We start from the raw sequence: 25,864 nt of genomic DNA, 5'->3' as shown, positions 1-25,864 counted from the left end.
TCGTATCATAATAGTTCTTTTTTTTCTATTATCATTCGTCTCCGTTAAAAACTATCTTCCATTACTGCAATGGTAAAGCAAATGTGAATATACTCCCTTTTCCCCATTCACTTTCAACATCGATTTTTGCACCAAGCATTTCGGACAATTTAAAACAGATCGACAGGCCTAATCCTGTTCCTTCATGTTTGCGGTCTAACCCTGTTTCAATTTGCTGAAATTCATTAAATATTTTTGGCAAATCCTCGCTCTTTATCCCAATTCCTGTATCAGTAATCCTTGTCTCCAAAAAGCCATTTGTTGTCCCGCATTCTACAATCACCGAACCTTTATCGGTAAACTTAATGGCATTATTGATCATGTTAATCATGATTTGTTGAATGCGGCGTTTGTCACTACAAATGTTCTTAATGTCACCTTTAAAATGTGTGGTGAGTTCTAAATGTTTTTTTTCTGCGAGGGGCTTTAAATTTTGAACAACTTTTTTAACAGTTTCAAAAAAATCAAATTCTTCATGTATCAGTTCCACCTCCCCGGCCTCAATCTTAGAAATATCCAATACATCATTAATTAGTTCCAACAAGTGACGGGCACTATTCTGGGCCATGCCCAATTGTTTATCCTGCTCAGGGCTAAGCGGACCGGAGAGCCCTTGCATGATAATACCGATAAAACCAATAATCGAGTTTAACGGCGTTCTCAATTCGTGCGACATGCTGGCCAAAAAAGCTGATTTTAAGCGGTCAGATTCTTCAGCTTTCTCTTTTGCTTGTTCAAGTTCGATGTTTAGTTTGATTAAATTTTCTTCTTCTTTCTTGAGTTCTGTAACATCACGGGCAACAGAATAAATCATCTTTCGCTCAACATCTTGCGAAGCGCTCCATAAAATCCAACGGTAGGAATTATCTTTGCATAAATACCGGTTTTCAAAGTGAATTACATTGATGCCTTTTTCCAATTTTTCGGCTTCTTTAATTGTCGCTTCTAAATCATCCTCATGAATAAAACTGACATAAGGTTTAGACATAAGTTCGTCCAATGTCCATCCCAGCGTCTCCTCCCAGATGGGGTTTAACTTTACAAAATAACCATCAAAATTAGCCATGCACAACATATCCAAAGATACTGTAAAAAAGCGGTCGAGTTCTTCCTGTGCGCTAACCCTGTCTTCTATTTCAACCTGCAACCGTTTGTTCATATCTGCAAGATCGGAAGTTCTTTCTTCTACCCGTTTTTCCATTTCATCATATGCTTTTTGAAGGGCTGTCTGTGCATGTTTGCGCTCGGTAATATCCCGGACAATACTCTGCAGGATTTGTTTATTACCAATGGTTACAACACTGCTTACAAAGTCTACCGGAACAATTCGCCCATCCTTGTGAATAAAATCAAGTTCTCCGGAACCACCACTTCCATTCTCTTTAATTTTATAAAACATCTTTCGCGCTTCTTCCCTCTGTTCCGCGGACCTCAATTCCCAAATTTTTAACTTTAGCAACGCCTTATGCGTACGCCCGGTTATCGCTTCAAACTCAGGGTTGCAATCAATTATTTTGCCACTCTCCAATTCAATAAGCACAATGCCGTCACGCGCCTGGTTAAAAATGGCATGATACTTTTCTTCAGATTGTTGAATTAGCTCATCAATCCTGAGTCGCTCACTGATATCGCGAATGGAACTGGATATCAATAAACCATCGTCCGTTTTTATTGGGCTCAAGCTGATTTCAATTGGAAACTCAGTACCATTTTTTCGTAAACCGAAAAGATACCTTCCCTTTCCCATAGGACGGACAATGGGCGCATCAACATATTTTGTACGATGACCAACATGATTTTTTCTGAGTCTTTCAGGTACTAAAACTTCCAGTGGCTTGCCAATTAATTCACTTCTGGGATAACCAAAAAGTTGTTCTGCCTGAATATTTATTAATACGATCTTTCCAAGGTTGTCGGCGATTACTGTAGCGTCAGGAGCGGCGTCAAGAAATAAGCGGAAACGGTCAACTGTCTGTTCAAGGGTATTTATTTTTTCTTGCAGGTTCATTTCATTAACCTCCATTTTCCCCTCTTGTATTACAACAATTTTTTGTCTCTATACCAAAAAGTAAGCAAATATGATCAATAAAACTGTTTTTTCTCAATTTTTCAGTTTGCTTGTATTTCGTATTTTTACAAGAACCTGCTCATTTTTATTCCAACTATATAATTATTCTCTTCCGTTTAAAAATAATTTGATTTGTTAAACTAAATAAAGCAGTTTTCGATTATGGCAATAGTGACCTCATCAAAAAGCTCCTCATGAATATTTGTTTATTAAAATGCGGAAATGTCCAACCCGACCTTCTTCCTATAAGCGGTGATCATGAAGATATGTTCATTGCTTTGTTTAAAAAATATTCCCCTTCAATTCATTTGTCTGTTTTTGATGTACAAAAAAACATCTATCCTGAAAATTTAAATGCGTTTGATGGTTTTCTCAGCACAGGATCGCCCGATTCTGTTTATGCAGATTTTGAATGGATTGAGACTTATAAAAAATTTGTACACACTTTATATATTGGCAGGCATAAGCATGTGGGAATATGTTTTGGACACCAGATGATTGCTGAAGCGTTGGGTGGAAAAGTAGAAAAATCCAAACAAAATTGGGGCATTGGCATAAAAACAATGCAGATCAAATCCAGCCCAAATTGGATGAATAAGAATAAAACTTATCGCTTGATAGTCTCCCATCAAGATCAGGTTATTCAACTTCCGGAGAAGGCACAAGTAATTGCAGGAAATGACCATTGCCCGGTTGGAATATTCACGGTTGACAACCATGTGTTGGCTATCCAGCAACACCCGGAGTTTACGAAGGAATATCATGCGGCCTCGATCAAATCACGCAAAAAAATTATAAAACCAGAGCTAATAGAATCTGCTTTGAAATCGCTCGATCAAGAAACAGATAGTTCTATCGTAGCAAAATGGATCGAAAACTTTTTTAAAAGTTAGGATATAAATATGGCCTACGTAAAAGGCATGCTTTCTTTAGATCAGTTAAAATCCCGTGTCAAAAGTGAAGATATTGAAACCGTACTGGTTGTGTTTACGGATTTGTACGGCCGTTTTATGGGCAAACGCTATGATGCCGATTTTTTCGTGAAACAGGTAGTCAAATCCGGCGCACATGCTTGTGATTATCTTTTTACAGTTGATATGGAGATGAATCCGGTGGCCGGTTACAGTTTTGCCAACTGGGAATCAGGTTATGGCGATGTACATTTGGTGCCTGATTTTGCAACCTTGCGAGTTGCCAGCTGGCTGGAAAAAAGTGCTCTTATTATTTGTGATGTGCACAATGAAAAAACACATAAATTGGAGCCCATAAATCCCAGAAGCATTCTGAGAGAACAAATTAAAAGAACTGAAAAAGCAGGATATGTTCCTATGGCCGGTTCTGAATTAGAATACTATATATTTGAAAACTCTTTCCGCGAAGCTTCGGAAAAGAAATATACTGATTTAAAAGCTGCAGGCTGGTATATCGAGGATTATCATATTTTGCAGGGAACGCGTGAAGAAAATTTTAATGCTCTTGCCCGGCGCCATTTAAAAAACTCCGGCGTACCGGTTGAAAACTCCAAAGGAGAATGGGGACTTGGCCAGCATGAATTAAACGTTCGTTATGCAGATATCCTAACAATGGCTGATCGTCATTCCGTTTATAAACAGTGCTTAAAGGAGGTTGCTGATAAGTTGGGTATTAGTGTTACTTTCATGGCAAAGTTTTCAGAAGACCAGGCCGGTTCAAGCTGTCATCTCCATTTAAGTTTAGAAAAAGCAGGTAATAATATATTCCCGGGAAAATTGTCTGCCGGGCCTGTAAAATGCTCACAGGAATTCCTTTGGTTTTTGGGTGGCTGGATAAAGCACGTTCCTGATGTCATGGTTTTTTATGCTCCAACTGTTAACTCTTACAAAAGGTATCAATCCGGATCCTGGGCGCCAACGCGTCTTGGCTGGAGTTACGATAATCGTACCGCCGGTTTCAGGGTTGTTGGTAGTGGAAAAAGCTTGCGTATAGAATGCCGTATTCCCGGGGCCGATTGCAACCCATATCTTGCATTTGCTGCCGCTCTCGCCTGTGGACTGGACGGCATAGAAAATAAAATAGATCCACCTCCAATCTTTGAGGGCGACATTTATAATGCAGCTAAAATAGACCACGTACCAAAAACTTTAGCACATGCCATCACCCTTTTTGAGAAGAGTGATTTTGTAAAATCCAACTTTGGCGAAACTGTTCAAAAACATTACACACACTTTTTTAAAAGTGAACAAGCCGATTTTGATAATGCCGTTACAGATTGGGAACGGAAACGCTATTTTGAAAGAATATAAACATAGGATACCGCTTATGAAAACCCTACTTATTCTAACTTTTTTAGTATCTAATTTAATTGCTCAGGAAACAATTGATATTTCCGTTAAGGGAATCAGTAACACCAAAAATGATGGCTCTCAACAAGACCGGCTTGAAGCTATTCTTGATGCTAAACGGCAAGCCTGCGAAAAGGCTGGAGTAAAACTAAAATCCGAAACAACTGTGGAAAACTTTCAGGTTAAGTTTGATTATATCGAATCCAAAGCTGAAGCCATTTTATTGCCCGGATTTCAAGTAATTGACATCGGTTATGTACAGGATGGAACTTACCAGGTTGTTCTCAGCGGCAAAATTAAAACTGTTGTCGAAGAACAAATCAGCGCCAAAGAGTTGCGCTATGCAAAAACTTTATTTGATAAAGGCGATCACAGCCAAAGCCGCAAAATTTTGGAAAAGTATATAAACAATGACGATCCTGAAGTTTCTGAAGCGCTAAAGGAGGAATCATTTTATTTGTATATCAAATGGGGCTATGCCTTTAATGTAGAGCAGGAATGCGAAAAATTTACAGCCTTTTACCCGGAAAGTAGAAACGCCGCAAAAATTGCATCTTTTGGAAAGTTTGCTTCTAATCCGGTTTTGCAATTATCAGAATCATTTGAAAAAAATGAAGACGATTGGATTGAAGGCAACTGGCAAATCAAATCAGAAACATATTCAAAAAAAATCGAGGCCTTCAAAGAAGAAAAAATAATCACTGATTCCCATGGCGGAAAAATACCACTTTTTGTGGAATTCAGTCTTTTTCAAAAAGAGGATGATAAATCCCAAAAACCTGTAGCCTATTTACTGAAACTCAGTTATAAAAACGGTGGCGAAATTAAAGTAATTGACGAACGTTTTAAGGAATTTTCACAAAAAGGATCAAAAACATTTCAGCACAGTTCTTCCGGCAAATGGTTTAAGTATTTCAGTTTAAAAAACTATATGATTAAAGGTGATGTACCGTTTGATTCCGAAACATATAAATATTCTCTTTCTTTTAATGTTTATCAAAAAGGGTTTTAAAAAATGAGACTAAAAGACAAAGTTGCTGTCATCACAGGAGCTGCCAGCGGCATTGGCATGGAAACCTGCTTGCTATTTGCTGAACAAGGCGCCAAAATTGTTGCGGTTGATATTAATGAAAAAGATGGTTTACAGACAGTTGAAAAAATTGAAAAAAATGGTGGCAAAGCTGTTTTTGTAAAAGCTGATGTTTCCAGTAATACCGATTGTAAAAATATGATTGAAGTGGCTATTTCCGAATTTGGCAAGCTGGATATTCTTTTTAATAATGCCGGTATTATGCACAGTAAAGATGATGATGCTGTTAACACAGCAGAGGATGTTTTTGACAAGACTTATGCCATAAATGTAAAAGGCGTTTTCTTTGGCTGTAAATTTGCCATCCCCGTGATGAGAAAAAACGGAAAAGGCGTGATAATAAATACCGCTTCGTTTGTAGCCAAACTTGGTGCAGCTACTCCGCAAATAGCTTATACGGCCAGCAAGGGAGCCGTTTTGGCACTCACCCGCGAATTGGCTGTTGTACATGCCCGTGAAAATATTCGGGTAAATGCCTTGTGTCCCGGACCGCTAAAAACAGAGTTGCTGATGAAATTTTTAGATACGGAAGAAAAGAAACAGCGACGCCTTGTCCATGTACCGATGGGGCGTTTTGGATTGGCAAAGGAGATGGCGCAGGCTGCTTTGTATTTGGCATCGGATGAATCATCTTATGTGACAGGAACTGAGTTTATGGTTGATGGAGGAATTACCTCGGCGTATGTAACACCGGAGTAATCGATTTAAATTATCACTCCTGTCATTCAGAGGCACAGTGTGACTAACTAACCCAATGTTTAATATTCAGTGGATTCTTCGCTTTGCTCAGAATGACAAAGTATTAAAAGTTTTGTACGATTTTTTAGGAAAAGACCATGACAAAAAACAATCTCCCGTTCGAAGGGCTTGCCATTGATGGACTTCGTGTAAAAGGCAGTAATGATGAAGTCGTAGATATTTTTGATCCATCCAATGGAAATAAAATTGCCAGTGTTGCCCAGGCTTCTGCAGCGGACGTGGACTACACAGTAAAAAAAGCCAACCAAAGATTTGAAAAAGGCGATTGGAAATCCATGGACTCGCGCAGCAGGGGCCAGCTATTGCAAAAAGTGGCTGATCTTATACGTGATAAACAGGATTTTCTGGCAACGATTGAATCTCGAAACGCAGGTAAACCAATCAATGCTGCCATGGGTGAAATCGGCGCAGCAGCAAATTGTTTTGAATACTATGCCGGTGCCGTAAACAAATTTCATGGTCAGACAATTCCCGGAGCAGCAGGTGGGACTCTATTAACTTTTCAAGAACCACTTGGTGTGTGTGCTCTTATCACACCCTGGAACTTTCCCTTTTTAATTACATGCTGGAAAGTTGCGCCGGCTTTGGCTATGGGCAATTGCGTTGTCATTAAACCAGCCGGTGTTACACCTTTAAGTGCATTAGCCCTGGCCGATTTGATTGCCGAGGCTGGCATTCCACCTGGCGTCGTAAATGTATTGCCCGGTTCCGGAAGTTTAGCCGGGGAAGCTCTTATAAAACATCCGCTTGTGCGCAAGATTTCATTTACAGGTTCTACAGAAATTGGCACCCATATTATGAAAACTGCCGCCGATGGTATTAAACGGGTCTCGCTGGAATTGGGTGGGAAATCGGCAAATATTGTTTTTGCAGATACTGATTTGGATACATGCATCGAACCATCTCTCTTTTCCGTTTTTGATAATGCCGGGCAGGATTGCTGTTCAAGAAGCCGTTTTTTAGTTGAAGAAAAAATATTTGATTCATTTGTGACCAAGTTTGTAGAACGCACAAAAAATATGAAGATCGGACCAACCACTTCAGCCAAGACCGAAATGGGTCCGTTGATTACTGCCAATCACCGAAGCTCTGTTTGCAACTATCTGGATATTGGCGACAAGGAAGGTGCGGAAAGGTTGTGCGGGGGTGAGATTCCACAAGGTAATGAACTATCAAATGGAAATTATTTGACACCCGCCGTATACGTAAATGTAAAGTCTGATATGCGCATTATGCAGGAGGAAATCTTTGGACCTGTAGTATGCATTATGCCATTTAAGACTGAGGAGCAGGCCGTTTCCCTGGCAAATGACAGTCCGTATGGTTTGTCTGGTTCCATCTGGACAAGAGACATTGGCCGGGCTTTGCGTGTTGCACGTTCATTTGAAACCGGTATGATTTCAATCAACAGCAGCAGCAGTGTGCATATCGAAGCTCCCTTTGGCGGAATGAAACAGAGCGGTATTGGCCGTGAACAGGGGATGATTGCCCTTCAGCATTACAGTGAGCCTAAAACAGTTTTTATTGCAAATGACTAATTTGAAAGACACCCTTCGTCTGCGCTCAGGATGAAGAACTATTCTGAATAAAATCAGCATATGTGCCTTCACTGTGAGCGGAGACGAACCATGAATCTGATTTCATGGTTGGGTACCATTTAAACAGGTTTTTAAAGTCCGATGCTATAGCCAAAGACAAGGTAATTTGTATCAAGATCTGGATTTAAAATATATGAAGCAGACAACGCCCCTTTTGATGCACTAACTCCCACATTTACAAGTGTCGGATCACCGGCCGCATCGCTGACGTAAATATTATTTCCAAGCCCGGCAAACGCTGAAACACTCATCTCATCTTTGCTATACAATTCATATCCTGCCTCAAAATAGAAAGACCTATCCTGATCAGCACCATAGAAATTATATGCTGCCAGTAAACTGATCCCGCTAAATTCTGCTGAAAGACTGCCTTCAATTATATGTGCCGAAGAAGTATTATTGTTATAGAAACCAAATTTGTTGCCCTCCGGGAAATAATAATCCGTGATTGTTGCTGAGATCATTTCATAACTGTAGGTTATATAGAGATCATTTTCATTTGCCCCGGCTCCCGGTCCCGCACCTGTAAACGCGTATGATCCCCATGCACCTATTTCAAAATTACCTGCTGTTACTGATAGAAACGGTTGTGCACTCACAGCATTTCCAAAATCTAATCCACGAAAAATGTAACGGCTAACGACATCCGCTCCAAAATCAACTTGTGCAAAAAGTGGATTTACAGTTAATAAAAATACAAATATTAGAAAAAACTTTTTGATTGAATTCATGATTGATTCCTTTTTTTTGATTAAGATTAAATAGTTACTGTGTTGTAAAAATCTGAAAACCTGCATATGCTTCCATTCCATGTTCGCCAATATCGAGACCACTCATTTCCTCTTCCAGACTAACACGGATGCCAATTGTTATTTTCAATAAATAGAATAGAACGTATGCTGCGATAAAAGAAAATGCTCCCGCCGCGAGAACACCTGTTAACTGGGTCAGGAAAGTAAATTCTGATGAGAAAATCCCAACGGCTAATGTACCCCAAACCCCACAAATCAAGTGAACAGAAATTGCCCCAACAGGATCATCCAGATGTAACCGGTCTATTAATTCCACGGCAAGTACAACAATTATTCCGGCAACTAATCCGATGATTATTGCGGATGTTATAGAGACCAAATCAGCACCCGCAGTAATTCCAACTAACCCGGCAAGTGAGCCATTAAGAACCATACTTAAATCCGGTTTTTTCTGCACTGTCCAGGATGTAAACATAGCACCAATTATCCCGGCAGCTGCTGCAAGACATGTGGTAACCAGTACAAAAGAAACGCCGCCCGGATCAGCCGAAAGTACAGAACCGCCGTTAAAACCAAACCAGCCAAGCCAAAGCAAAAATACTCCAATTGTTGCCAATGGCATATTATGGCCCATAATTGGTCTAATGGTACCATTTATATACTTTCCGTGTCTTGGTCCAAGAGCTAAAACTCCTGCCAGGGCGGCCCACCCTCCCACAGAGTGCACATAAGTGGAACCGGCAAAATCATGAAAATTTAAATCACTTAACCAGCCAGCTCCCCAGCCCCATGACCCGATTATGGGGTAAACTATGGAAATGTAAAGTGTTGAGAAAACCATGAAGCTGCTTAACTTAATTCGTTCAGCCACAGCACCGGAAACAATCGTGGCCGCAGTCGCAGCAAACATCCCCTGAAATAAAAAATCGGTCCAATATGTGTACCCTACATTATATGAACTGGTAATTCCTGCTGCATCGGTACCTATTCCAAAACCGGAAAATCCCAGCAGTTTTAATCCAGATAAAAATTCACCCGGGTACATCAAGTTAAAACCCATCAAGGTGTATGATAGCAATCCAATCGAAATTATAGCCGTATTTTTAAACAATATATTTACTGTATTTTTGGCTCTGGTTAGTCCTGCTTCCAAAGAGGCAAATCCCAGGTGCATAATAAAAACAAGAAAAATTGCCACCATCATCCAAACATTGTTTATTGTAAACATAACTTCTTCTACACCTGATTTTTCGGTTAAAGAATGTTCCTCAACAATTTGTGCAGAGTCTATAAGTGCCTCCTGCGCAAGAGCAGCACCGAGTGTTGTAAAAAACAGGTTGATTATTATAAACATTAAAATCTTTTTCAAACTCATTGTATTATTCCTTTGATATGTATTTAAATTTACCCGATAGCCTTCTGTCCATTTTTACCAGTGCGAATGCGAATACAATCTTCCAGTTCATGAACAAATATTTTGCCATCACCAATTTCTCCTGTCCGTGCACCCGTCGTAATTCCTTCAATAGCTGCCTGCAAAAATTCTGCATTGATTGCAATTTCCAATCTGATTTTTTTAAGCAGGTTTACTTCAATATCTGCACCACGATAATTTTCATGATAGCCTTCCTGTTCACCACAACCAAGCGCATTGGTAACAGACATCTTATATATTTGCCGTTCAAACAAAGCCTGCTTAACCGAATTGAGTTTTTCTGGTTGTATATAGGCGATAATTAACTTCACAATTCCTCCTTTGATATTTTACAATTAAGTTCTCGTTTGTTGGCAACAGCCATGCCAAACTTTGCAAAGAGCTATAAATCAAGGAATGAGAAATGCAAAACCTAAATCCAAAAGACAACAATGGCTATATTTCTGACATTTTTGTTAGTTATTTGATTAAAAATACATTTATGTAGGTTTCTTGCTCCAGATAAACTGTTTTTAGTAAAAAAGTTTTGCAATCACTATGGGCAAAATCTATATTGCTCCCACAAAAACGTAAACCCTGAAACTAAGTATAACAATTTTGTAGGATTTGTACAAATGCCGGATATATTAGCTGAAAAGTTTTCAATACTTGTTAAAATAAACAAAGCGGTTAGCAGTACGCTGGATTTAAATACATCATTTTTGGAAACACTAGACATTTTGCAGGAATCCTATGATGTGAAATCCGGTGCTATTTTTCTTTTTGATGAAGATAATAAATACCTGAAAATAGCTGCTTCGGTAGGATATGATGTTAACACGAAAAAGACAAAATATAAGCCGGGCAAAGGCCTAACCGGGCAGATTGCAGAATCAGGAAAACCAATTGTAGTACCTCAAGTTAGCAAGGAACCTCAATTCTTAAACCGTCTTAGTTCCTGGGATCCCGACAGCGATGAAGAGCAAAGTTTTATCGGCGTACCAATAATCTCGGATTATACAACATTAGGTGCCCTTGTAATTAGTCTTCCTTATAATGAGAAGCGCGACTACGTAATTGAAAAACAATTTTTAACATTAGTCGCTTCATCACTTTTACAGCAAATATCTTTAAGAAAAGAAATGGAATCTGAAAGGCAAAAACTAAAAAATGAAAATGTCGTCTTGCGCTACAAACTTCAGGAAGAACACAATTTTAAAAATATTATTGGCAACAGCAACGCCATGCAAGAGATGTACGAACAAATCATTCAAGTAACCAATTCTAATACTACTGTTTTAATCAGGGGCGAGTCTGGTACAGGCAAAGAGCTTGTTGCAAGAGCCATACATTTTAATTCATCCAGAAGTGAAAACAGTTTTGTAAAAGTAAATTGCGCCGCTATCCCGGAAAACCTTATCGAATCTGAATTTTTTGGCCATGAAAAGGGCGCTTTTACCGGAGCGCTTACTCAAAAAAAAGGACGTTTTGAGTTGTCTGATAAAGGGACCATTTTCCTTGACGAAATTGGTGATTTAAGCCCCATGACCCAAGTTAAACTTCTGCGTGTTTTACAGGAAAAAGAATTTGATCGCGTTGGAGGAACTAAAACAATAAAGGTTAATACACGAGTTATTGCGGCAACAAACGCCGATCTAGAAAAGTTGTTAGAAAAAGGAGTTTTTAGGGAAGACCTGTATTACCGGCTGAATGTTTTTTCAATTAATATACCGCCTTTAAGAGATAGAAAAACAGACATCCTTTTACTTGCAGATCACTTCATGCTGAAATATGCACGGCAACAAAACAAGTCTATTCGCAGAATTTCAACGCCGGCAATTGATATGCTTATGAGCTACCACTGGCCGGGTAATGTCCGCGAATTAGAAAACTGCATAGAGCGGGCAACACTAGTTTGTAATGACAATGTAATTCATAGCTTCAATTTACCACCTTCTTTGCAAACTGCAGAGAGCAGCGATACAATAAAACATATCTCCTTAAAAGAATCTGTCTCGACATTTGAAAAAGAACTAATCCAGGATATGTTAAAAACAACAAAGGGTAATAAAGTTAAGGCGGCGCGGATGCTAAACTCAACAGAGAGGATTTTTGGTTACAAAATTAAAACGTATGGGATAGATGTATCCCGCTATAAGAATTCAGCCGATACCAAATAAATCATAATAAAAATCAGGTATAAAATGGGACAATATTTAAAGAGACAAGGACTTTACGATCCAACATATGAACATGACGCATGTGGAGTGGCTTTTGTTGTAAATATTAATGGTAAAAAAGAACACTCCATAATTGATGGCGGCCTGGAAATGTTATGTAACCTGGAACACCGTGGTGCAGTTGGAGGTGATCAAAAAACAGGTGATGGCGCCGGTATGATGGTACAAATCCCACATGAATTTTTTAATAAAGTTCTAAACTTTCCTTTACCGGAGCCCGGAAAATATGGTGTTGCCTTTCTCTTTTTGCCAAAAGAAAAAAAGAAGTATTCTGCCGTACAGGAAATGGTAAAAAATACAATTAGCCAAGAAGGTGGCAAAATCCTTGGTTGGCGTGAAGTGCCCGTCAATCCTGATTGCCTCGGTGATTTTGCAAAAAAGACACTGCCCTCTTTCTGGCAATTGTTTATAACCTTCGAGGAATTGAATGATGACGAATTGACCCGAAAATTGTTTGTTACGCGCAAATGCCTGGAAAACGATGCAGCCAAAAAAGATATGGATATTAATGATTTTTATATTTCCTCTCTTTCTGCACACACCATTATTTATAAAGGCATGTTTGTCTCAACACAGTTTACCTCATTTTACCCAGACCTTACCGATGAAGATTTTGTAAGTGCCATGGCCATGGTCCATCAACGCTATAGTACAAATACTTTTCCATCATGGCCTCTGGCCCAGCCTTTCCGGTTTGTAGCCCATAACGGAGAAATAAATACTCTTCGTGGAAATATTAACAAGATTTCTGCACAGGATTCAGGTCTCAGCTCCAAACTGTTTGGCGATGATATAAAAAAGATTATTCCGGTTGTTACACCAAATGCAAGCGACTCGGCCAGTTTTGATAATGTATTTGAATTGTTAACACTCAGTGGACGTTCGTTGGAACACTCCATGATGATGATGGTTCCGGAAGCCTTTGGCCCCAAGTATCATATCAGTAGTGATAAAAGAGCTTTTTTTGAATATCACGCGGCCATTATGGATCCATGGGACGGACCGGCAGCATTAACCTTTTCAGACGGAGTAAAGATTGGTGCGTATTTGGACAGAAATGGTCTAAGGCCCGGACGCTATATAATCACTAAAAGCGGCAGGCTTGTTTTAGCTTCGGAGGTTGGGGTTTTACAAATTGAACCGGCAGATGTGCTGGAAAAGGGTCGGCTTGCCCCGGGAAAAATGCTGGTTGTAGATACACAGAAACAACGTGTTATTAAGGACAATGAAATTAAATCAACCATCTCGCGCTGGAAACCATACAGACGCTGGCTGGATGAACATAAAATCGAATTAAAAGGGCTTTTCCAAATACCCGGACCGGTTGGCTTTGATGAAAAAACGATCATAACACGTCTACGCGCTTTTGGCTATACCCTGGAAGACTTGAAGCAGGTTATTACGCCAATGGTTAATAACTCGCAGGAACCGCTTGGCTCCATGGGGAACGATGCTGCGCTGGCTGTACTTTCAAAAAGGCCGCAGCTGCTTTATAATTATTTTAAACAGATGTTTGCACAGGTTACCAACCCGCCCATCGATCCATATCGCGAAAACCTGGTGATGTCCTTAATGAGTTTTGTGGGCCGTGAGCGAAACTTGCTTGATGAAACACCCGAGCATTGCCACCAGCTAAAGCTGCATCACCCCATGTTAACAAATGATGATATCGAACGATTAAAAAAGACAGATTTTAGAGGATTCAAGGTTAGCACGGTCCCGATGCTTTTTGATATCAGGAAGCATAATAATGTGCTGGAAGAAGGGCTTAGGCACATGTGCCAGAAGGTGGAAAACAAGATCGACAAAGGTTACTCGATGGTTATTTTGAGTGATCGGGAAATGAGCAAATCGAAAGCGGCAATTCCTGCTTTACTGGCAGTTTCAACCGTACATCAACATCTTGTACGTGTTTCTAAAAGGCACTTAGCTGCGCTGATTGTAGAAACTGGAGAAGCGCGTGAGGTTCATCATTTTGCAACACTGCTTTCTTACGGCGCCAGTGGAATAAATCCTTACCTTGTATTTGAGTCTATGCGTCTGTTAGGTGAAAGAGGGTATATCAGTAGTCATCTTTCCATGCCATCCTCAATTATGCATTATATAACTGCGGTCAACAAAGGTTTGCTCAAAGTTATGTCAAAAATGGGCATCTCCACTTTGCGGGGTTACCGCCACGCTCAAACTTATGAGGCCCTTGGGCTTAGTGATGAATTTGTTGAAAAATATTTCCCCGGAACAGCCACACGCATTGGAGGAATCGGGCTGGAAATAATAGAACGTGAAGCCCGGGAAAGACATATCAGCGCTTTTAAAGCCAGTACTGTTTCAGAAGAGAGGCTTAACTCCGGTGGAAATTTGGCTTATCGGCAATCTACTGAACAACGTCTTTTTTCACCAGAGGCTGTGGTTCTATTACAAAAGGCGGTCAGGGAAAATAACTCAAAAGCCTTCTCAGAGTATTCATCTTTAATTAACGACCACAACAAAAATCTCTGTACACTTCGTGGGTTGTTTCATTTCAAAAAAACAAAACCTGTACCAATTGAAGATGTTGAAGCGGCTGAATCTATTGTCAAAAGATTTGTAACATCGGCAATGTCTTTAGGCTCAATTAGCAATGAAGCACATGAGACGATGGCCATTGCCATGAACAGGATTGGGGCTAAAAGTAATTCCGGTGAAGGTGGTGAAGACGAGATTCGCTACAAACCATTGCCCAATGGCGATAGTAAAAAAAGCAAAGTAAAACAAATTGCTTCCGCACGTTTTGGTGTTACAAGCAACTATCTTGTAAACTCAGAAGAGCTGCAGATTAAAATGGCTCAGGGAGCAAAGCCCGGAGAAGGCGGTCAACTTCCTGGCTTTAAAGTAGATGAAATGATTGCAAAAATGCGCCATTCTACACCAGGTGTGATGCTTATTTCACCACCACCCCACCACGACATATATTCCATTGAGGATCTGGCCCAACTTATTTTTGACCTCAAAAATGCTAATCGTGATGCGCGTGTTTCTGTTAAACTGGTTTCTGAAGTTGGTGTGGGAACCGTTGCGGCTGGTGTTGCCAAAGCCAAGGCAGACATGGTGCTTATCAGCGGAGGAGATGGAGGAACCGGTGCATCGCCACTTTCATCTATTAAATATGCCGGCTCCAGTTGGGAGATTGGTTTGGCAGAAACGCAACAGGTTTTAGTGATGAATAAATTGCGTGACCGCATCCGTATCCAGGTGGACGGACAAATTAAAACGGGGCGTGATGTTGTAGTCGGCGCATTAATAGGTGCAGAAGAATTTGGTTTTGGTACAACCGCCCTTGTTTCAATGGGCTGTATTATGATGCGCAAATGTCACCAGAATACCTGTCCGGTAGGCGTTGCAACGCAAAACCCGGAGTTACGCAAAAGATTTAGCGGGCAGCCGGAACATGTTATAAATTTCATGTTCTTAATCGCAAATGAGGTTCGGGAATTAATGGCCCAACTTGGGTTTCGTAGTTTTGATGAAATGGTCGGCCGTGTGGATATTCTTCAAGTTAACAAAGCCATTGAGCATTATAAGACAAAGGGTTTGGATTTCTCAAGAATTTTTTATCAGCCTAAGGCAAATGGCAGTTCATTAACTTTTAAAGATAAACAGGATACGGATTTCTCACAATCAATGGATTTATCGTTGATTATACAGGCCGGGCCCGCCATTGAAAAAAAAGAGCGGGTTGAAATTGAAAAGCAAATAAGAAACTTTAACCGCACTGTAGGCGCGATGCTAAGCAGTGAAATCTCAAAAAAATATGGATCAACAGGTTTAGCCGAAGATACTATCAAAGCAAATTTTAGCGGTTCTGCAGGACAAAGCTTTGGCGCCTTTCTCGCTCCGGGAATAACGTTCCGGCTGGAAGGTGATGCCAATGATTATTTTGGCAAAGGATTATCTGGTGGGAAATTAATTATTCGACCACCAAAAGGCTCGGCCTTTTCTGCTCACAGAAATATTATTACAGGAAATGTAAACCTGTTTGGGGCAACCAGCGGGCAGGCTTATATCCGTGGAATGGCTGGTGAACGGTTTGCTGTTCGAAACAGCGGAGCGATTGCAGTTGTTGAAGGTGTTGGAGATCATGCCTGCGAATATATGACCGGCGGGCGTGTGATTGTTCTCGGAAAAACCGGTGTAAACTTTGCAGCTGGAATGAGTGGTGGGATTGCTTATGTGCTGGATGAAAACCAGCTTTTTGATACACGATGTAATCTTGAAATGGTTGACATTGAAGTTGTAAGTAATAAACAGGATAGCGGATTTTTGTACGCGATTATAAAAAGACATGTTGAATATACTGGAAGCCGATATGCCAGCAGAATCCTGGAAAGCTGGGATGAAATGCTACCACTTTTTGTAAAGGTAATTCCAGTTGAATACAGAAAAGCTCTACAACGAATGGAGACTGAATCCGTTGAAGAAGGTTTTATCGCCATGACAGAGGAGGTTTACAGATAATGGGAAAAGCAACAGGATTTTTAGAACATAAAAGACAAAAAGCTCAAAACGATCCGGTAAAAAAACGATTGCAACATTACAAAGAGTTTACCAAACCTTGGTCAAACTCAGAACTTTCTGAACAAGGGGCTCGCTGTATGGATTGTGGCGTTCCTTTTTGTCATTCTTCTTTTGGCTGTCCCGTGATAAACCTTATTCCTGAGTGGAATGATTTTGTTTACCGCGATCAATGGCGTGAGGCTTATGAGCGATTAGAGATAACCAATAATTTCCCGGAGTTTACGGGACGCGTTTGCCCGGCGCCTTGCGAAACAGCCTGTACATTATCCATCAATGACACTCCGGTAACCATAAAGCAACTTGAACTCGCTATCATCGAACGGGCTTTTCAGGAAGGATGGGTTGTGCCACGCCCGCCAAAAAAACTAAGTGGTAAAAGCGTGGCCATAATTGGCTCGGGGCCAGCCGGATTGGCTGCGGCGCAGGAATTAAGACGAATGGGCCACGATGTAACTATTTTTGAAAGGTCTTTAAAACTTGGTGGATTGCTTCGTTATGGTATCCCCGATTTTAAACTTGAAAAACACATTATTGATCGTCGGTTGCAGCAAATGAAAGAAGAAGGCGTTGTCTTTAAAACCGATGTGGCCATTGGCGCCGACCTTTCTGCGCGCTATTTAAAAAAATCGTTTGATGTGATTTTGATTGCTACCGGTGCCGGGAAACCGCGTCCATTGGAAGTTCCCGGATCAGAACTTGATGGCGTTCATTTTGCTATGGAATATCTTACAAAATCCAATCTGTATGTGGATGGCCAAATTGATGAAAGTGGAATTATTTCTGCAAAAGATAAAAATGTCCTGGTAATTGGAGGTGGCGATACCGGATCAGATTGTGTCGGTACAGCAAACCGGCAAGGTGCAAAAAAAGTCACTCAATATGAAATAATGCCAAAACCGCGCGAATGGAAGAATTCCTGGAATCCGGAGTGGCCAAACTGGCCAATGATTTTGAGGACATCCAGCTCCCACGAAGAAGGTTGTGAACGCGATTGGGCTATCTTAACAAAAGAATTAAAAGGTGAAAACGGTGAACTAAAAAGCGGTCAGTTCCAGAAAGTAGAATGGCTGGAAAAAAATGGCCGTTTTAACATGAAGCCCGTTCCAGGTTCAGATTTCACACTTGATATCGATCTCGTCTTTCTGGCAATGGGTTTTGTACACGTTGAGCAGGGATCATATTTGAAGGAGCTGGAAATTGAATATGATGAGCGTGGAAATATAAAAGCAGAAAAATATATGACTACGGCCAAAGGTGTTTTTACTGCGGGTGATGCCAATACAGGAACATCACTTATTGTGCGTGCTATTTATCATGGCCGCGAAGCTGCCAAAGCAATTGATGAATATTTAAAATAAACTTTCTGTTTAGCTAAATTTGACTTTCCTAGTTTAAAACCTGGAAGGTCTACATTAACTGTCAAACCTGTTATTAAAATACTTTTCCCACCTTTTCAATCACAAAATCCAGCTCCTCATAACTTATAGTCAACGGTGGCAATAACCTCAAAACCGTTGGTCCGGCAGGAAGTGCCAAAACACCTTTCTTTTGCAAACCGGATATAAATGGCTGAACCTTTTCCTTTAGTTCAATGCCAATCATCAACCCAATCTGGCGAATTTCACGGATTTTGTCTGATTTGTTTTTTGAGAGCTTTTCAACAATGTAGCGGCCTTTTTCTTCTGCCTCTTTGGCCAGGTTTTCCTTTTGCATAAATTCTATTGCCGCCAATCCTGCAGCACAAGCCAAAGGATTTCCACCAAAAGTTGTACCATGTTTTCCCGGCTGCATTTCAATTTTATCGGAGCAGACAACTGCACCCATTGGCATTCCACCGGCAATGGCTTTTGCCAGGCAAATCATATCCGGCTTAATATCAAAATGCTCGAAAGCAAACATTCTCCCGGTTCGGCAAAAACCGGTTTGCACCTCATCTATAATCAACAGGATATTTTTTTCATCGCACAATTGCCTAACCCGCCGGAAGTATTCTTTCTGCCCTAAATTTACACCGCCTTCTCCCTGAACCGCTTCAAGTAAAATCGCCGCGGTTTGATCATTAATTTTATCCTTTAACTTTTCAAAATTATTATACGGCACAAAATCAAATCCCGGAACAATAGGCTCAAAATCTTTTTTATAGGCAGGAGTAAAAGTGGCGCTCAATGCTCCAAATGTTCGCCCATGAAAATTTCGCATTGCGCAAATAAAACTAGTTTTCTTTGTTGAATAACGGGCAAACTTTAAGGCGGCTTCCACACTTTCTGTACCAGAATTACATAGAAAAACCTGCATCAGATTGTTTGGTGTAATCTCAATAAGTTTTTGAATAAACAAGGCGCGCTTATCATTGGAAAATGAGCCGGAACAAGTCATTAAATTTTCAGCCTGTTCGCTGATTGCTTTTACCACATCATCATTGGCATGGCCGATTGAAGCAACTCCCTGCCCTGTTGTACAATCGATATATTCGTTTCCATCAATATCCCAAACTTTGGCATTTTTACCTTTCACCAAAACAAGATCACGTTTGTTAAATAAAAAAACAGAATTCCTTTTTTCAATTTCATTATAATCTATCATTGGATTAGTGTGCCTCCGCCGTTTAACGCATGTGTTACCGGGTTATCAATTCGGCCATCGCTGATAATTACGCTGTTGGCTCCCGATTCAAACAGTTTTTTCAATGCCAGCATCTTACGTTTCATTCGCCCTTCCACCTGTTCTTCACGCTGCTGTAATTCACTTTGTGTGATTTTTTCTACCAGCGATTCCGGATTATTTGGATTGTCCAAAAAACCGGGCGCCTCAATTAATTGTAAAATTTTATCCGCTGAAACAGCTTCCTGTAAAATATTAATTATATCATCATTTTCTGAATTGATGGCAAAGTTGTTCTCATCAATAATCGGCACACAAAGAACAGGCACATAATCATTCTCCAGCAGAAGATTTAGCAAATGTGTGTTTATACTTTTAGGCTTACCGGAAAAATCGCGAACAATTTTAAGCTTACCATTTTCTTTAATGCGGATACCTTTATTACGCCGACCCTGAACCATTTTACCATCCAAACCAGAAAGGCCGACGGCATTTATTCCATTTTGTTGGCACAGCTCTACAAGCCTTTTGTTTTTTAGACCGGAGTAAGCCATCATCATCACATCGAGTGCGCTTTCATCAGAAAAAACACTACTATACCCGGAAACAGATGTTACAACTTTTTTAGATTGATTTAAGTCCGCAACAATTTTATCTCGCAGTGCATTCGCCCCGTGAACGATAATAAATTTTTCATCAAGATTTGCCAAATCCTGTATAATTCCCCAACTATTGATGGATTCGCCGCCACCAATTTTTACTATGATCATCAACTTCTCCCAAAATGTTTTATTTGTATCTAAAAAACGGATTATAGCACTTCATGCTGAGCGAAAACGAAGCATCATATTTTCAAAGAACCTTTCCCTCGTCTACGCTCGGGATGAAGAACATCCTTTAGACAATGCTGTCTAATATTTATTTAAAAACTTTAATTGTCCTGTTTTTTATTATTTGCCAGTTTCTCTCACTGGTGTAAGGCTCCGAACAAATCGTTACCCCATTTTCAGTTTGTTTGTAATGCAAGGTAAAATAGTCATCATCTTCATTAAACAGCGTTGAAACATATACCTTCTCTTTATCCGCCATTATAATATTCATGGCTTTAATGTAGCGTGACCTCTTTTCAATAATCTCAACACCTTTTTGCAAAGCCTGATTCCAACCATCCTTATTAAAACGTTTAATAAAATTAAAGATTTTCTCCGCCCCGATCCGGCCATCCGCTTTTATTTTAACGCCATGCAACTCACCATTAAAAATGAAAACAAGGTTTTCATCATAGAACGGCATATTGTTTTCAACGACAATGTCCTTATCCTGAAAAGCGCTGCGTGCATGCGCAATTAGCAAAGATGATTTCCGAAGCCGAGATAGGTCATCTTCCCAAATGGGCTTGATATTTTTATAATATTTCCAGGCACCATTTTCCAGCCAGGCACATCCCCAACCATGACCCTGGAACTCTTTGCTGTTTTTGGCGATCTCGGCAAATTTTTGCAAGTGATCGCTGATCTTAAATTCGTTTTTGTTTTTAACGTATAATAATCTACACATGGGCTATTTTAATTGATTGAAATTTACCCACCCCTAACCCCTCCAAGGAGGGGAACACAACCTTTTTCTTCTAAAAAAACCATCCCCTCTTGGGAGGGGCAAGGGGTGGGTTGCATTTAGCACCTACACCGGATGCAACCCCGGAAAATTCAAAGCTGTTGTTTCATCAAATCCATGCATAATATTAAAAGCCTGAACCGCTTGTCCTGCTGCCCCCTTCATCAAATTATCAATCGCGCTGATAACCACAAGGCGATTTGTAGATGTGTCCAATTCAAATCCAATATCACAATAATTTGTACCGCTCAATAATTTTGGCTCCGGATAGCGGTAATTACCATCACGCTCTTTTACAATGCGGATAAAAGGCTCACTACCATATTCCTGGCGATATATTTTCCAAATATCCTTCTCAGTCAAATTGTCTTTCAAAAAAACATGGCTTGTTGCCAGCACACCACGCACCATATCAATAGATGTTGCTGAAAAGTGAAAATTGACCGGTTCACCAAAGGCAAGCTCCTGCTCCATCTCGGCCACATGCCTATGTCCGGTTGGTGCAAAAGAACGTACACAGCCACTACGGACAGGATGATGAGATGCTTCACTACTTTTATTGCCCCCTTCACTTGATCCGACTTTTACTTCTACAATTGTTCTATCTGTTTGAACAAGTTTATTTTTATAAAGTGGATACAACCCCAAAATCGTAGCGGTGGCATTACATCCCGCACTGGAAATAAATGAACTGTTTCCCATTTCTTCGCGCCGCAACTCAGGAATGCCATAAATAAAATCGTTTAGAAGTTGTGGTCTCAAATGATCTTTTTTGTACCACTTTTTATATGCTTCATTCGTGCCTAATCTAAAATCTGCACTAAGATCAATTATCTTTTTTGCCTTGTTTTTATACTCATCAATATTGCTCTGCGATGATCCGTGAGGCAAACAGAGAAACAACACATCGCAAGTGCCCAAATCTGCAAGCGAGCTAAATTTTAATGTGGTTAATTTACGAAGGTTGGGATGCACTTTATGCAAGAGTTTACCGAAATGTCTTTCCGACGATACCTGGACAATTTCAACATTTGGATGAAATAACAAGAGCCGCAATAACTCTCCACCGGCATAACCTGAGCCACCGGCAATAGAAACTTTTAATCGTGACATTATGCTTCTCCCCTGGCAACTTTTATAACATAATCCGCAATTTTTGCAGGAATATTTACACCTGTTGTATCAATACTGTTTTTAAATTCCATTGTATAGTTCACTTCATTTACAAGAAGCCCGGTTCTTGATTCAAACAAATCCACAGCCACAACACCACCGCCAACAGCCTTTGCAGCTTGTAATGATATTTCTTTGATTTCGTCAGTTACAACACATTTGGAGGCGACCGCACCTTTGGCCGTGTTTGTAATCCAGTGATCTGAAGAACGGTAAATGGCTGCTACGCATTCATCACCAACAACAAAAGAGCGGATATCGCGCCCCTGTTTTTCAACATACTTTTGAATGTAAAAAATAGAATGGTGATAACTACCCAGAACGGTTTTATGTTCAAGCAATGCTTCAGCAGCATCACGGTCATTTACCTTTGCCAATAACCGTCCCCAAGAGCCGACAGCTGGTTTTATCACTACGGGGTAACCCATTTGCTCAATGGCCTCAACAGCCGATTTTTCCGTAAAGGCAACGCTGACCGGTGGTTGAGCCACACCATGTGCCTGAAGAGCTTTTGATGTTAAAAGCTTGTCGCCACAGACTAAAGCAACTTCCGGCGAGTTTACACACTTAATTCCCAGATTATCAAATAATGTAAGGGCATGTAGTGCACGTGAATGGTTTATGGAACGCTCAACAATTGCATCGTAGTTAAACTCATCCCTGCCGATATTGAAAATTAATTTGCGGTCATCGATCATTTCCAGTTCAACATCTTTTCTTGATCTGAATTCATCCAGTAAAAACTTTTCATCCTTACGGATAAGTGAATGTAGAAATCCTATTTTCATTTTTTTCCTGTTTTTATATTCAATGTCATTCCTGATTGTTTTTATCAGGAATCTAAATTCTTATTTCAAAGTTGTAAGATTCCCGATAAGTACGTTCGGGAATGACAATCACAGCGAATTAGGCTTTTTGCTTGTCGGATTTTTCGCACCAATCCACAATATGTTTTAATTCAGAAAGATTTACGGTGCGCCCTTTTTGCCCAATTGATTTTACATGATCCAAAACATTCAGTTTTAAGGATGCCTCTATTTCTAAATTTAATTTTTCCAGCGCCCAATCTATTGATGATATTCCGGACATGTGGTCCAGTGAAACCTGCATTTCTTTCCCAATAATCTTTGGATCAAGACTTTGGTAATGGGCCGGGTTTTTTACTGCTGCATGGGAATGAACCCCTGCGCAATGTGTAAATGCATTTTCTCCAATTACCGGGAAATTGGCTGGAATTGGAATACCCGAATATTCACTAACAAGCTGATAAAGCTCCGGGAGTTTGCTTAAATCCCAATTCTTTTCAACACCAAAATCGTTTTTTAATGTCACCAGCAATTGTGCTAAATCAACAATTCCGGCACGTTCACCCAATCCCAAAACCGTTGCATCAATTATCTCTGCCCCGGCCCGGAATCCATCAATTGCGTTGGTCAATGCATATCCACGATCATTATGGCAATGTACAGCAATTTTCGGCGATAATCCTTTTGCAGCCAACGCCTCTTTTAAACGTGAGACGTAATCGTAAAAATTATTTGTTGTCCCGGGAATCATAAATCCGGTTGTATCTGCAATACTGATAATATCTGCGCCAGCCTGTACAGCAGCCACAGCAGCATCAACCACATTTTGAAAAGGAGAGCGAACTGTATCTTCGGGAGTATAACGTATCACCAGGGAAGGTTTGTTTTGTTTGGCATAGGCAATTACCGATGCAATCTGGTCAACCGCAGTATGAATATCTTTTTTAAAAACAGTATTCAAACGCTCCTCGGAAACACAATAAAAAATACCTAAAAAATCAACATCGCAGGCCAAAGCCAAATCTACATCGTGGATTAATGATCTTGAATGCGCACCGACTTTAGCATTAAGGCCACGACCTGCTAATTGTTTTACGGCATCATTTATTTCCGGTGTAACCATTGGATGCCCTGCCTCAATAATTCCAATGCCAATCTGATCCAGCAAATCTGCAATGGCCAGTTTAATATGGCTGTCAAAATAAACTCCGGGCGTTTGTTCTCCTTCACGTAAAGTCGCATCTAAAATTTCAATCATTTTTTATTGACCCCAATCCTCTTCTTCTTGCGGTGCTTCTGCAACTTCAGCCGGATCAATATTTATCACTTCCAGCTCCGTACCGCATTCTGCACATGTTAAAAGTTCCCCTTGCTCCGTACCTTCTTCAAGCTTTATATCAGCCCCGCAAACAGGGCAATCTGTTACTTTGCTCATTTTATTTTCTCCTTTATTTTTAAAAGTAATACACTAAATATATTTTTTATGGATCAGCTTTACTGTTGACTCAATATCTTTTTCATTTATTATGAACATGAAACTGATTTGAGAAGAAAACTGTGAGATCAAATCAATCTGAGTATTATTCTGTTTCAAAATTTTGATTACTTCCCAGGAAATATCCGGGTTTCCTTTCAGGTTTTCGCCTACAATACTTACAACAGCTTTTTTGTATTCAACATGGGTTTCACCAATCTTATTGAAGTGATCAATTATTTGGTTGATATCTTTGCTATTTTCAATCGTCAAAGAAATCTTGGTTGCAGATTTAGATATTGCAAAAACCGGGACACTCAAGGTGTTTAAATAGCTGAAAAAATCTGCAATTAGTTTTGTGGATAACAACAGCTGCGAAGATGTTATTGTCAATAAAGTGATTCCTTCTTTGTAGGCAATGGATTTAACCAGTTTTGTGTCGCCATTCCTGGGTTTATCAACAATCAATGTTCCTGAGGAGTTTGGAAGATGTGAATTTAAAACCCGTACCGGAATGCCTTTATCTAGTGCTGGTTGAATAGCCGCCGGAAAAAGAACACGAGCGCCAAAGTATGCCAGTTCACTCGCTTCATCAAAAGTCATTGTTTCCAAAAGTTTCGCCGATGGAATAATTGAAGGATCTGCGGTCAGGATACCATCTACATCTGTCCAAATTTGGATTTCATCTGCTTTAAGAGCAGCCCCTAACAATGATGCACTAAAGTCTGAGCCGTTCCGCCCCAGTGTTGTTGGCGTGCCTTCAGCCGTTGCTCCAATAAATCCCTGTGTTACTACAGTGTTCCCATTCTCTAAAACCGGTGATAGAACCCGGTTAGATCCTTGTTGAATTAAATTGGGAATTGGAATGATATTATCATGCTCATCTGAAGTAATCATTATTTTTCGTGCATCAATAAATTGTGCATTAATACCTTCTTGCCTTAGTAAACTAGTCAGGATCAGCGAAGAAAGAATTTCACCCGTTGATAAAATCGCATGCCCCAAATGGCTTTGCTCCGATTTAACAGTCTTCATCGCCTCCAATAAGGCGCGTAGATTTTTTATCTCTGACAAGATAGTTTTGTTTGAAGTCTCATAAAGCAAACTGTTGGAAAACAGGTCCTTAATTACCGCAAGATGTTGATCCAGAATGTCCTCAATCATCTCCTGTAATGAGTCTCTCTGTTGCCTGGCGGCAGCTTTTATAGATCTTTCGAGAAGATTTGTTATACCGGCCATAGCCGAAACCACAACCAGGGGTTTTCTGTCAAAACTATTTTCAATAATTGAAACTACATTCCGAAATGCATCTGCATCCCTCAATGAGGTTCCGCCGAATTTCATTATAATCATATTGTTTT

Annotated in this window: 20 protein-coding genes; 8 read left to right on the top strand and 12 right to left on the bottom strand. The window is 40.1% G+C overall.

The window, feature by feature from the left end:
* Positions 1-61 precede the first annotated feature (61 nt).
* The gene (locus tag HND50_09575; GenBank protein NOG45471.1) at positions 62-2,062 is read right to left on the bottom strand and encodes a PAS domain S-box protein; all 2,001 of its coding nucleotides are present in this window, start codon (positions 2,060-2,062) and stop codon (positions 62-64) included.
* A 239-nt stretch (positions 2,063-2,301) separates the two neighbouring features.
* Between HND50_09575 and HND50_09570 the strand changes: the two genes are divergently transcribed.
* From HND50_09570 to HND50_09550, 5 genes are all read left to right on the top strand, one after another.
* Positions 2,302-3,000: a GMP synthase gene (locus HND50_09570; protein NOG45470.1), complete on the top strand. Its 699-nt coding sequence runs from the start codon at positions 2,302-2,304 to the stop codon at positions 2,998-3,000.
* A 9-nt stretch (positions 3,001-3,009) separates the two neighbouring features.
* Positions 3,010-4,389 carry a glutamine synthetase gene (locus HND50_09565; GenBank protein ID NOG45469.1) on the top strand — a complete coding sequence of 460 codons (1,380 nt, stop codon included), beginning with the start codon at positions 3,010-3,012 and terminating at the stop codon, positions 4,387-4,389.
* Positions 4,390-4,405: 16 nt separating this feature from the next.
* Positions 4,406-5,440, top strand: a complete 1,035-nt coding sequence (locus tag HND50_09560) for a hypothetical protein (GenBank protein NOG45468.1) — start codon at positions 4,406-4,408, stop codon at positions 5,438-5,440.
* A gap of 3 nt (positions 5,441-5,443) precedes the next feature.
* Positions 5,444-6,217 carry a glucose 1-dehydrogenase gene (locus HND50_09555; GenBank protein ID NOG45467.1) on the top strand — a complete coding sequence of 258 codons (774 nt, stop codon included), beginning with the start codon at positions 5,444-5,446 and terminating at the stop codon, positions 6,215-6,217.
* Between the two features lie 137 nt (positions 6,218-6,354).
* Positions 6,355-7,815: an aldehyde dehydrogenase gene (locus HND50_09550; GenBank protein ID NOG45466.1), complete on the top strand. Its 1,461-nt coding sequence runs from the start codon at positions 6,355-6,357 to the stop codon at positions 7,813-7,815.
* A gap of 131 nt (positions 7,816-7,946) precedes the next feature.
* Here HND50_09550 and HND50_09545 read toward each other — a convergent pair whose 3' ends face one another.
* From HND50_09545 to HND50_09535, 3 genes are read right to left on the bottom strand one after another with little or no spacing between them, the layout of a single operon-like run.
* Positions 7,947-8,606, bottom strand: a complete 660-nt coding sequence (locus HND50_09545) for a hypothetical protein (protein ID NOG45465.1) — start codon at positions 8,604-8,606, stop codon at positions 7,947-7,949.
* Positions 8,607-8,640: 34 nt separating this feature from the next.
* Positions 8,641-10,002 (bottom strand): ammonium transporter, encoded by a 1,362-nt coding sequence (gene amt / locus HND50_09540; GenBank protein NOG45464.1) that lies wholly within the window; start codon positions 10,000-10,002, stop codon positions 8,641-8,643.
* Between the two features lie 29 nt (positions 10,003-10,031).
* The gene (locus HND50_09535; GenBank protein NOG45463.1) at positions 10,032-10,373 is read right to left on the bottom strand and encodes a P-II family nitrogen regulator; all 342 of its coding nucleotides are present in this window, start codon (positions 10,371-10,373) and stop codon (positions 10,032-10,034) included.
* A 303-nt stretch (positions 10,374-10,676) separates the two neighbouring features.
* On the opposite strand from HND50_09535, the gene HND50_09530 reads away from it, so the two are divergent.
* Genes HND50_09530 through HND50_09520 form a run of 3 tightly spaced genes read left to right on the top strand, consistent with a single transcriptional unit; the run spans position 10,677 to position 18,193 of the window.
* Positions 10,677-12,221, top strand: coding sequence for a sigma 54-interacting transcriptional regulator (locus HND50_09530; protein ID NOG45462.1), 1,545 nt, complete (start codon positions 10,677-10,679; stop codon positions 12,219-12,221).
* A gap of 24 nt (positions 12,222-12,245) precedes the next feature.
* Positions 12,246-16,775 (top strand): glutamate synthase large subunit, encoded by a 4,530-nt coding sequence (gltB, locus tag HND50_09525; protein ID NOG45461.1) that lies wholly within the window; start codon positions 12,246-12,248, stop codon positions 16,773-16,775.
* The gene (locus tag HND50_09520) at positions 16,775-18,193 is read left to right on the top strand and encodes a glutamate synthase subunit beta (protein NOG45460.1); all 1,419 of its coding nucleotides are present in this window, start codon (positions 16,775-16,777) and stop codon (positions 18,191-18,193) included. Before gltB ends, HND50_09520 begins: the two co-directional genes overlap by 1 nt.
* A 73-nt stretch (positions 18,194-18,266) precedes the next feature.
* On the opposite strand, the gene HND50_09515 is transcribed toward HND50_09520, so the two are convergent.
* The 8 genes from HND50_09515 to HND50_09480 all read right to left on the bottom strand — a co-directional run bounded on the left by HND50_09515 (position 18,267) and on the right by HND50_09480 (position 25,856).
* Entirely contained in the window at positions 18,267-19,418 is a 1,152-nt protein-coding gene (locus HND50_09515; protein NOG45459.1) for an acetylornithine/succinylornithine family transaminase, read from the bottom strand.
* The gene (locus HND50_09510; protein ID NOG45458.1) at positions 19,415-20,206 is read right to left on the bottom strand and encodes a [LysW]-aminoadipate kinase; all 792 of its coding nucleotides are present in this window, start codon (positions 20,204-20,206) and stop codon (positions 19,415-19,417) included. The genes HND50_09515 and HND50_09510 overlap by 4 nt, the downstream gene beginning before the upstream one ends.
* A 148-nt stretch (positions 20,207-20,354) precedes the next feature.
* Complete coding sequence (locus HND50_09505; GenBank protein NOG45457.1) at positions 20,355-20,993, bottom strand: hypothetical protein; 639 nt, start codon at positions 20,991-20,993, stop codon at positions 20,355-20,357.
* A 123-nt stretch (positions 20,994-21,116) separates the two neighbouring features.
* Positions 21,117-22,163 (bottom strand): N-acetyl-gamma-glutamyl-phosphate reductase, encoded by a 1,047-nt coding sequence (locus tag HND50_09500; protein ID NOG45456.1) that lies wholly within the window; start codon positions 22,161-22,163, stop codon positions 21,117-21,119.
* A complete protein-coding gene (gene lysX, locus HND50_09495) occupies positions 22,163-23,011 on the bottom strand; it encodes a lysine biosynthesis protein LysX (GenBank protein ID NOG45455.1) in 849 nt (282 codons plus the stop codon). The genes HND50_09500 and lysX overlap by 1 nt, the downstream gene beginning before the upstream one ends.
* Before the next feature lie 118 nt (positions 23,012-23,129).
* The gene (locus HND50_09490; protein NOG45454.1) at positions 23,130-24,287 is read right to left on the bottom strand and encodes a 2-isopropylmalate synthase; all 1,158 of its coding nucleotides are present in this window, start codon (positions 24,285-24,287) and stop codon (positions 23,130-23,132) included.
* A gap of 3 nt (positions 24,288-24,290) precedes the next feature.
* A complete protein-coding gene (gene lysW / locus HND50_09485; GenBank protein ID NOG45453.1) occupies positions 24,291-24,464 on the bottom strand; it encodes a lysine biosynthesis protein LysW in 174 nt (57 codons plus the stop codon).
* A 33-nt stretch (positions 24,465-24,497) separates the two neighbouring features.
* Positions 24,498-25,856 carry an aspartate kinase gene (locus HND50_09480; protein ID NOG45452.1) on the bottom strand — a complete coding sequence of 453 codons (1,359 nt, stop codon included), beginning with the start codon at positions 25,854-25,856 and terminating at the stop codon, positions 24,498-24,500.
* Between the last annotated feature and the right edge of the window lie 8 nt (positions 25,857-25,864).

The organism is Calditrichota bacterium (assembly GCA_013112635.1).
Lineage (GTDB): Bacteria > Calditrichota > Calditrichia > Calditrichales > J004 > JABFGF01.
Note: the sequence above shows the minus strand (reverse complement) of the source record. Positions and strands in the feature narration are given on the sequence as shown.

Coding starts and splice junctions, on each gene's coding strand:
- HND50_09500 (NOG45456.1), bottom strand. CDS start 22,163: ATGTCACGATTAAAAGTTTCTATTGCCGGTGGCTCAGGTTATGCCGGT.
- lysW (NOG45453.1), bottom strand. CDS start 24,464: ATGAGCAAAGTAACAGATTGCCCTGTTTGCGGGGCTGATATAAAGCTT.
- HND50_09545 (NOG45465.1), bottom strand. CDS start 8,606: ATGAATTCAATCAAAAAGTTTTTTCTAATATTTGTATTTTTATTAACT.
- HND50_09480 (NOG45452.1), bottom strand. CDS start 25,856: ATGATTATAATGAAATTCGGCGGAACCTCATTGAGGGATGCAGATGCA.
- HND50_09560 (NOG45468.1), top strand. CDS start 4,406: ATGAAAACCCTACTTATTCTAACTTTTTTAGTATCTAATTTAATTGCT.
- HND50_09510 (NOG45458.1), bottom strand. CDS start 20,206: ATGATCATAGTAAAAATTGGTGGCGGCGAATCCATCAATAGTTGGGGA.
- HND50_09555 (NOG45467.1), top strand. CDS start 5,444: ATGAGACTAAAAGACAAAGTTGCTGTCATCACAGGAGCTGCCAGCGGC.
- HND50_09565 (NOG45469.1), top strand. CDS start 3,010: ATGGCCTACGTAAAAGGCATGCTTTCTTTAGATCAGTTAAAATCCCGT.
- HND50_09550 (NOG45466.1), top strand. CDS start 6,355: ATGACAAAAAACAATCTCCCGTTCGAAGGGCTTGCCATTGATGGACTT.
- amt (NOG45464.1), bottom strand. CDS start 10,002: ATGAGTTTGAAAAAGATTTTAATGTTTATAATAATCAACCTGTTTTTT.
- HND50_09490 (NOG45454.1), bottom strand. CDS start 24,287: ATGATTGAAATTTTAGATGCGACTTTACGTGAAGGAGAACAAACGCCC.
- gltB (NOG45461.1), top strand. CDS start 12,246: ATGGGACAATATTTAAAGAGACAAGGACTTTACGATCCAACATATGAA.
- HND50_09575 (NOG45471.1), bottom strand. CDS start 2,062: ATGGAGGTTAATGAAATGAACCTGCAAGAAAAAATAAATACCCTTGAA.
- HND50_09515 (NOG45459.1), bottom strand. CDS start 19,418: ATGATAGATTATAATGAAATTGAAAAAAGGAATTCTGTTTTTTTATTT.
- HND50_09530 (NOG45462.1), top strand. CDS start 10,677: ATGCCGGATATATTAGCTGAAAAGTTTTCAATACTTGTTAAAATAAAC.
- HND50_09505 (NOG45457.1), bottom strand. CDS start 20,993: ATGTGTAGATTATTATACGTTAAAAACAAAAACGAATTTAAGATCAGC.
- HND50_09570 (NOG45470.1), top strand. CDS start 2,302: ATGAATATTTGTTTATTAAAATGCGGAAATGTCCAACCCGACCTTCTT.
- HND50_09520 (NOG45460.1), top strand. CDS start 16,775: ATGGGAAAAGCAACAGGATTTTTAGAACATAAAAGACAAAAAGCTCAA.
- lysX (NOG45455.1), bottom strand. CDS start 23,011: ATGAAAATAGGATTTCTACATTCACTTATCCGTAAGGATGAAAAGTTT.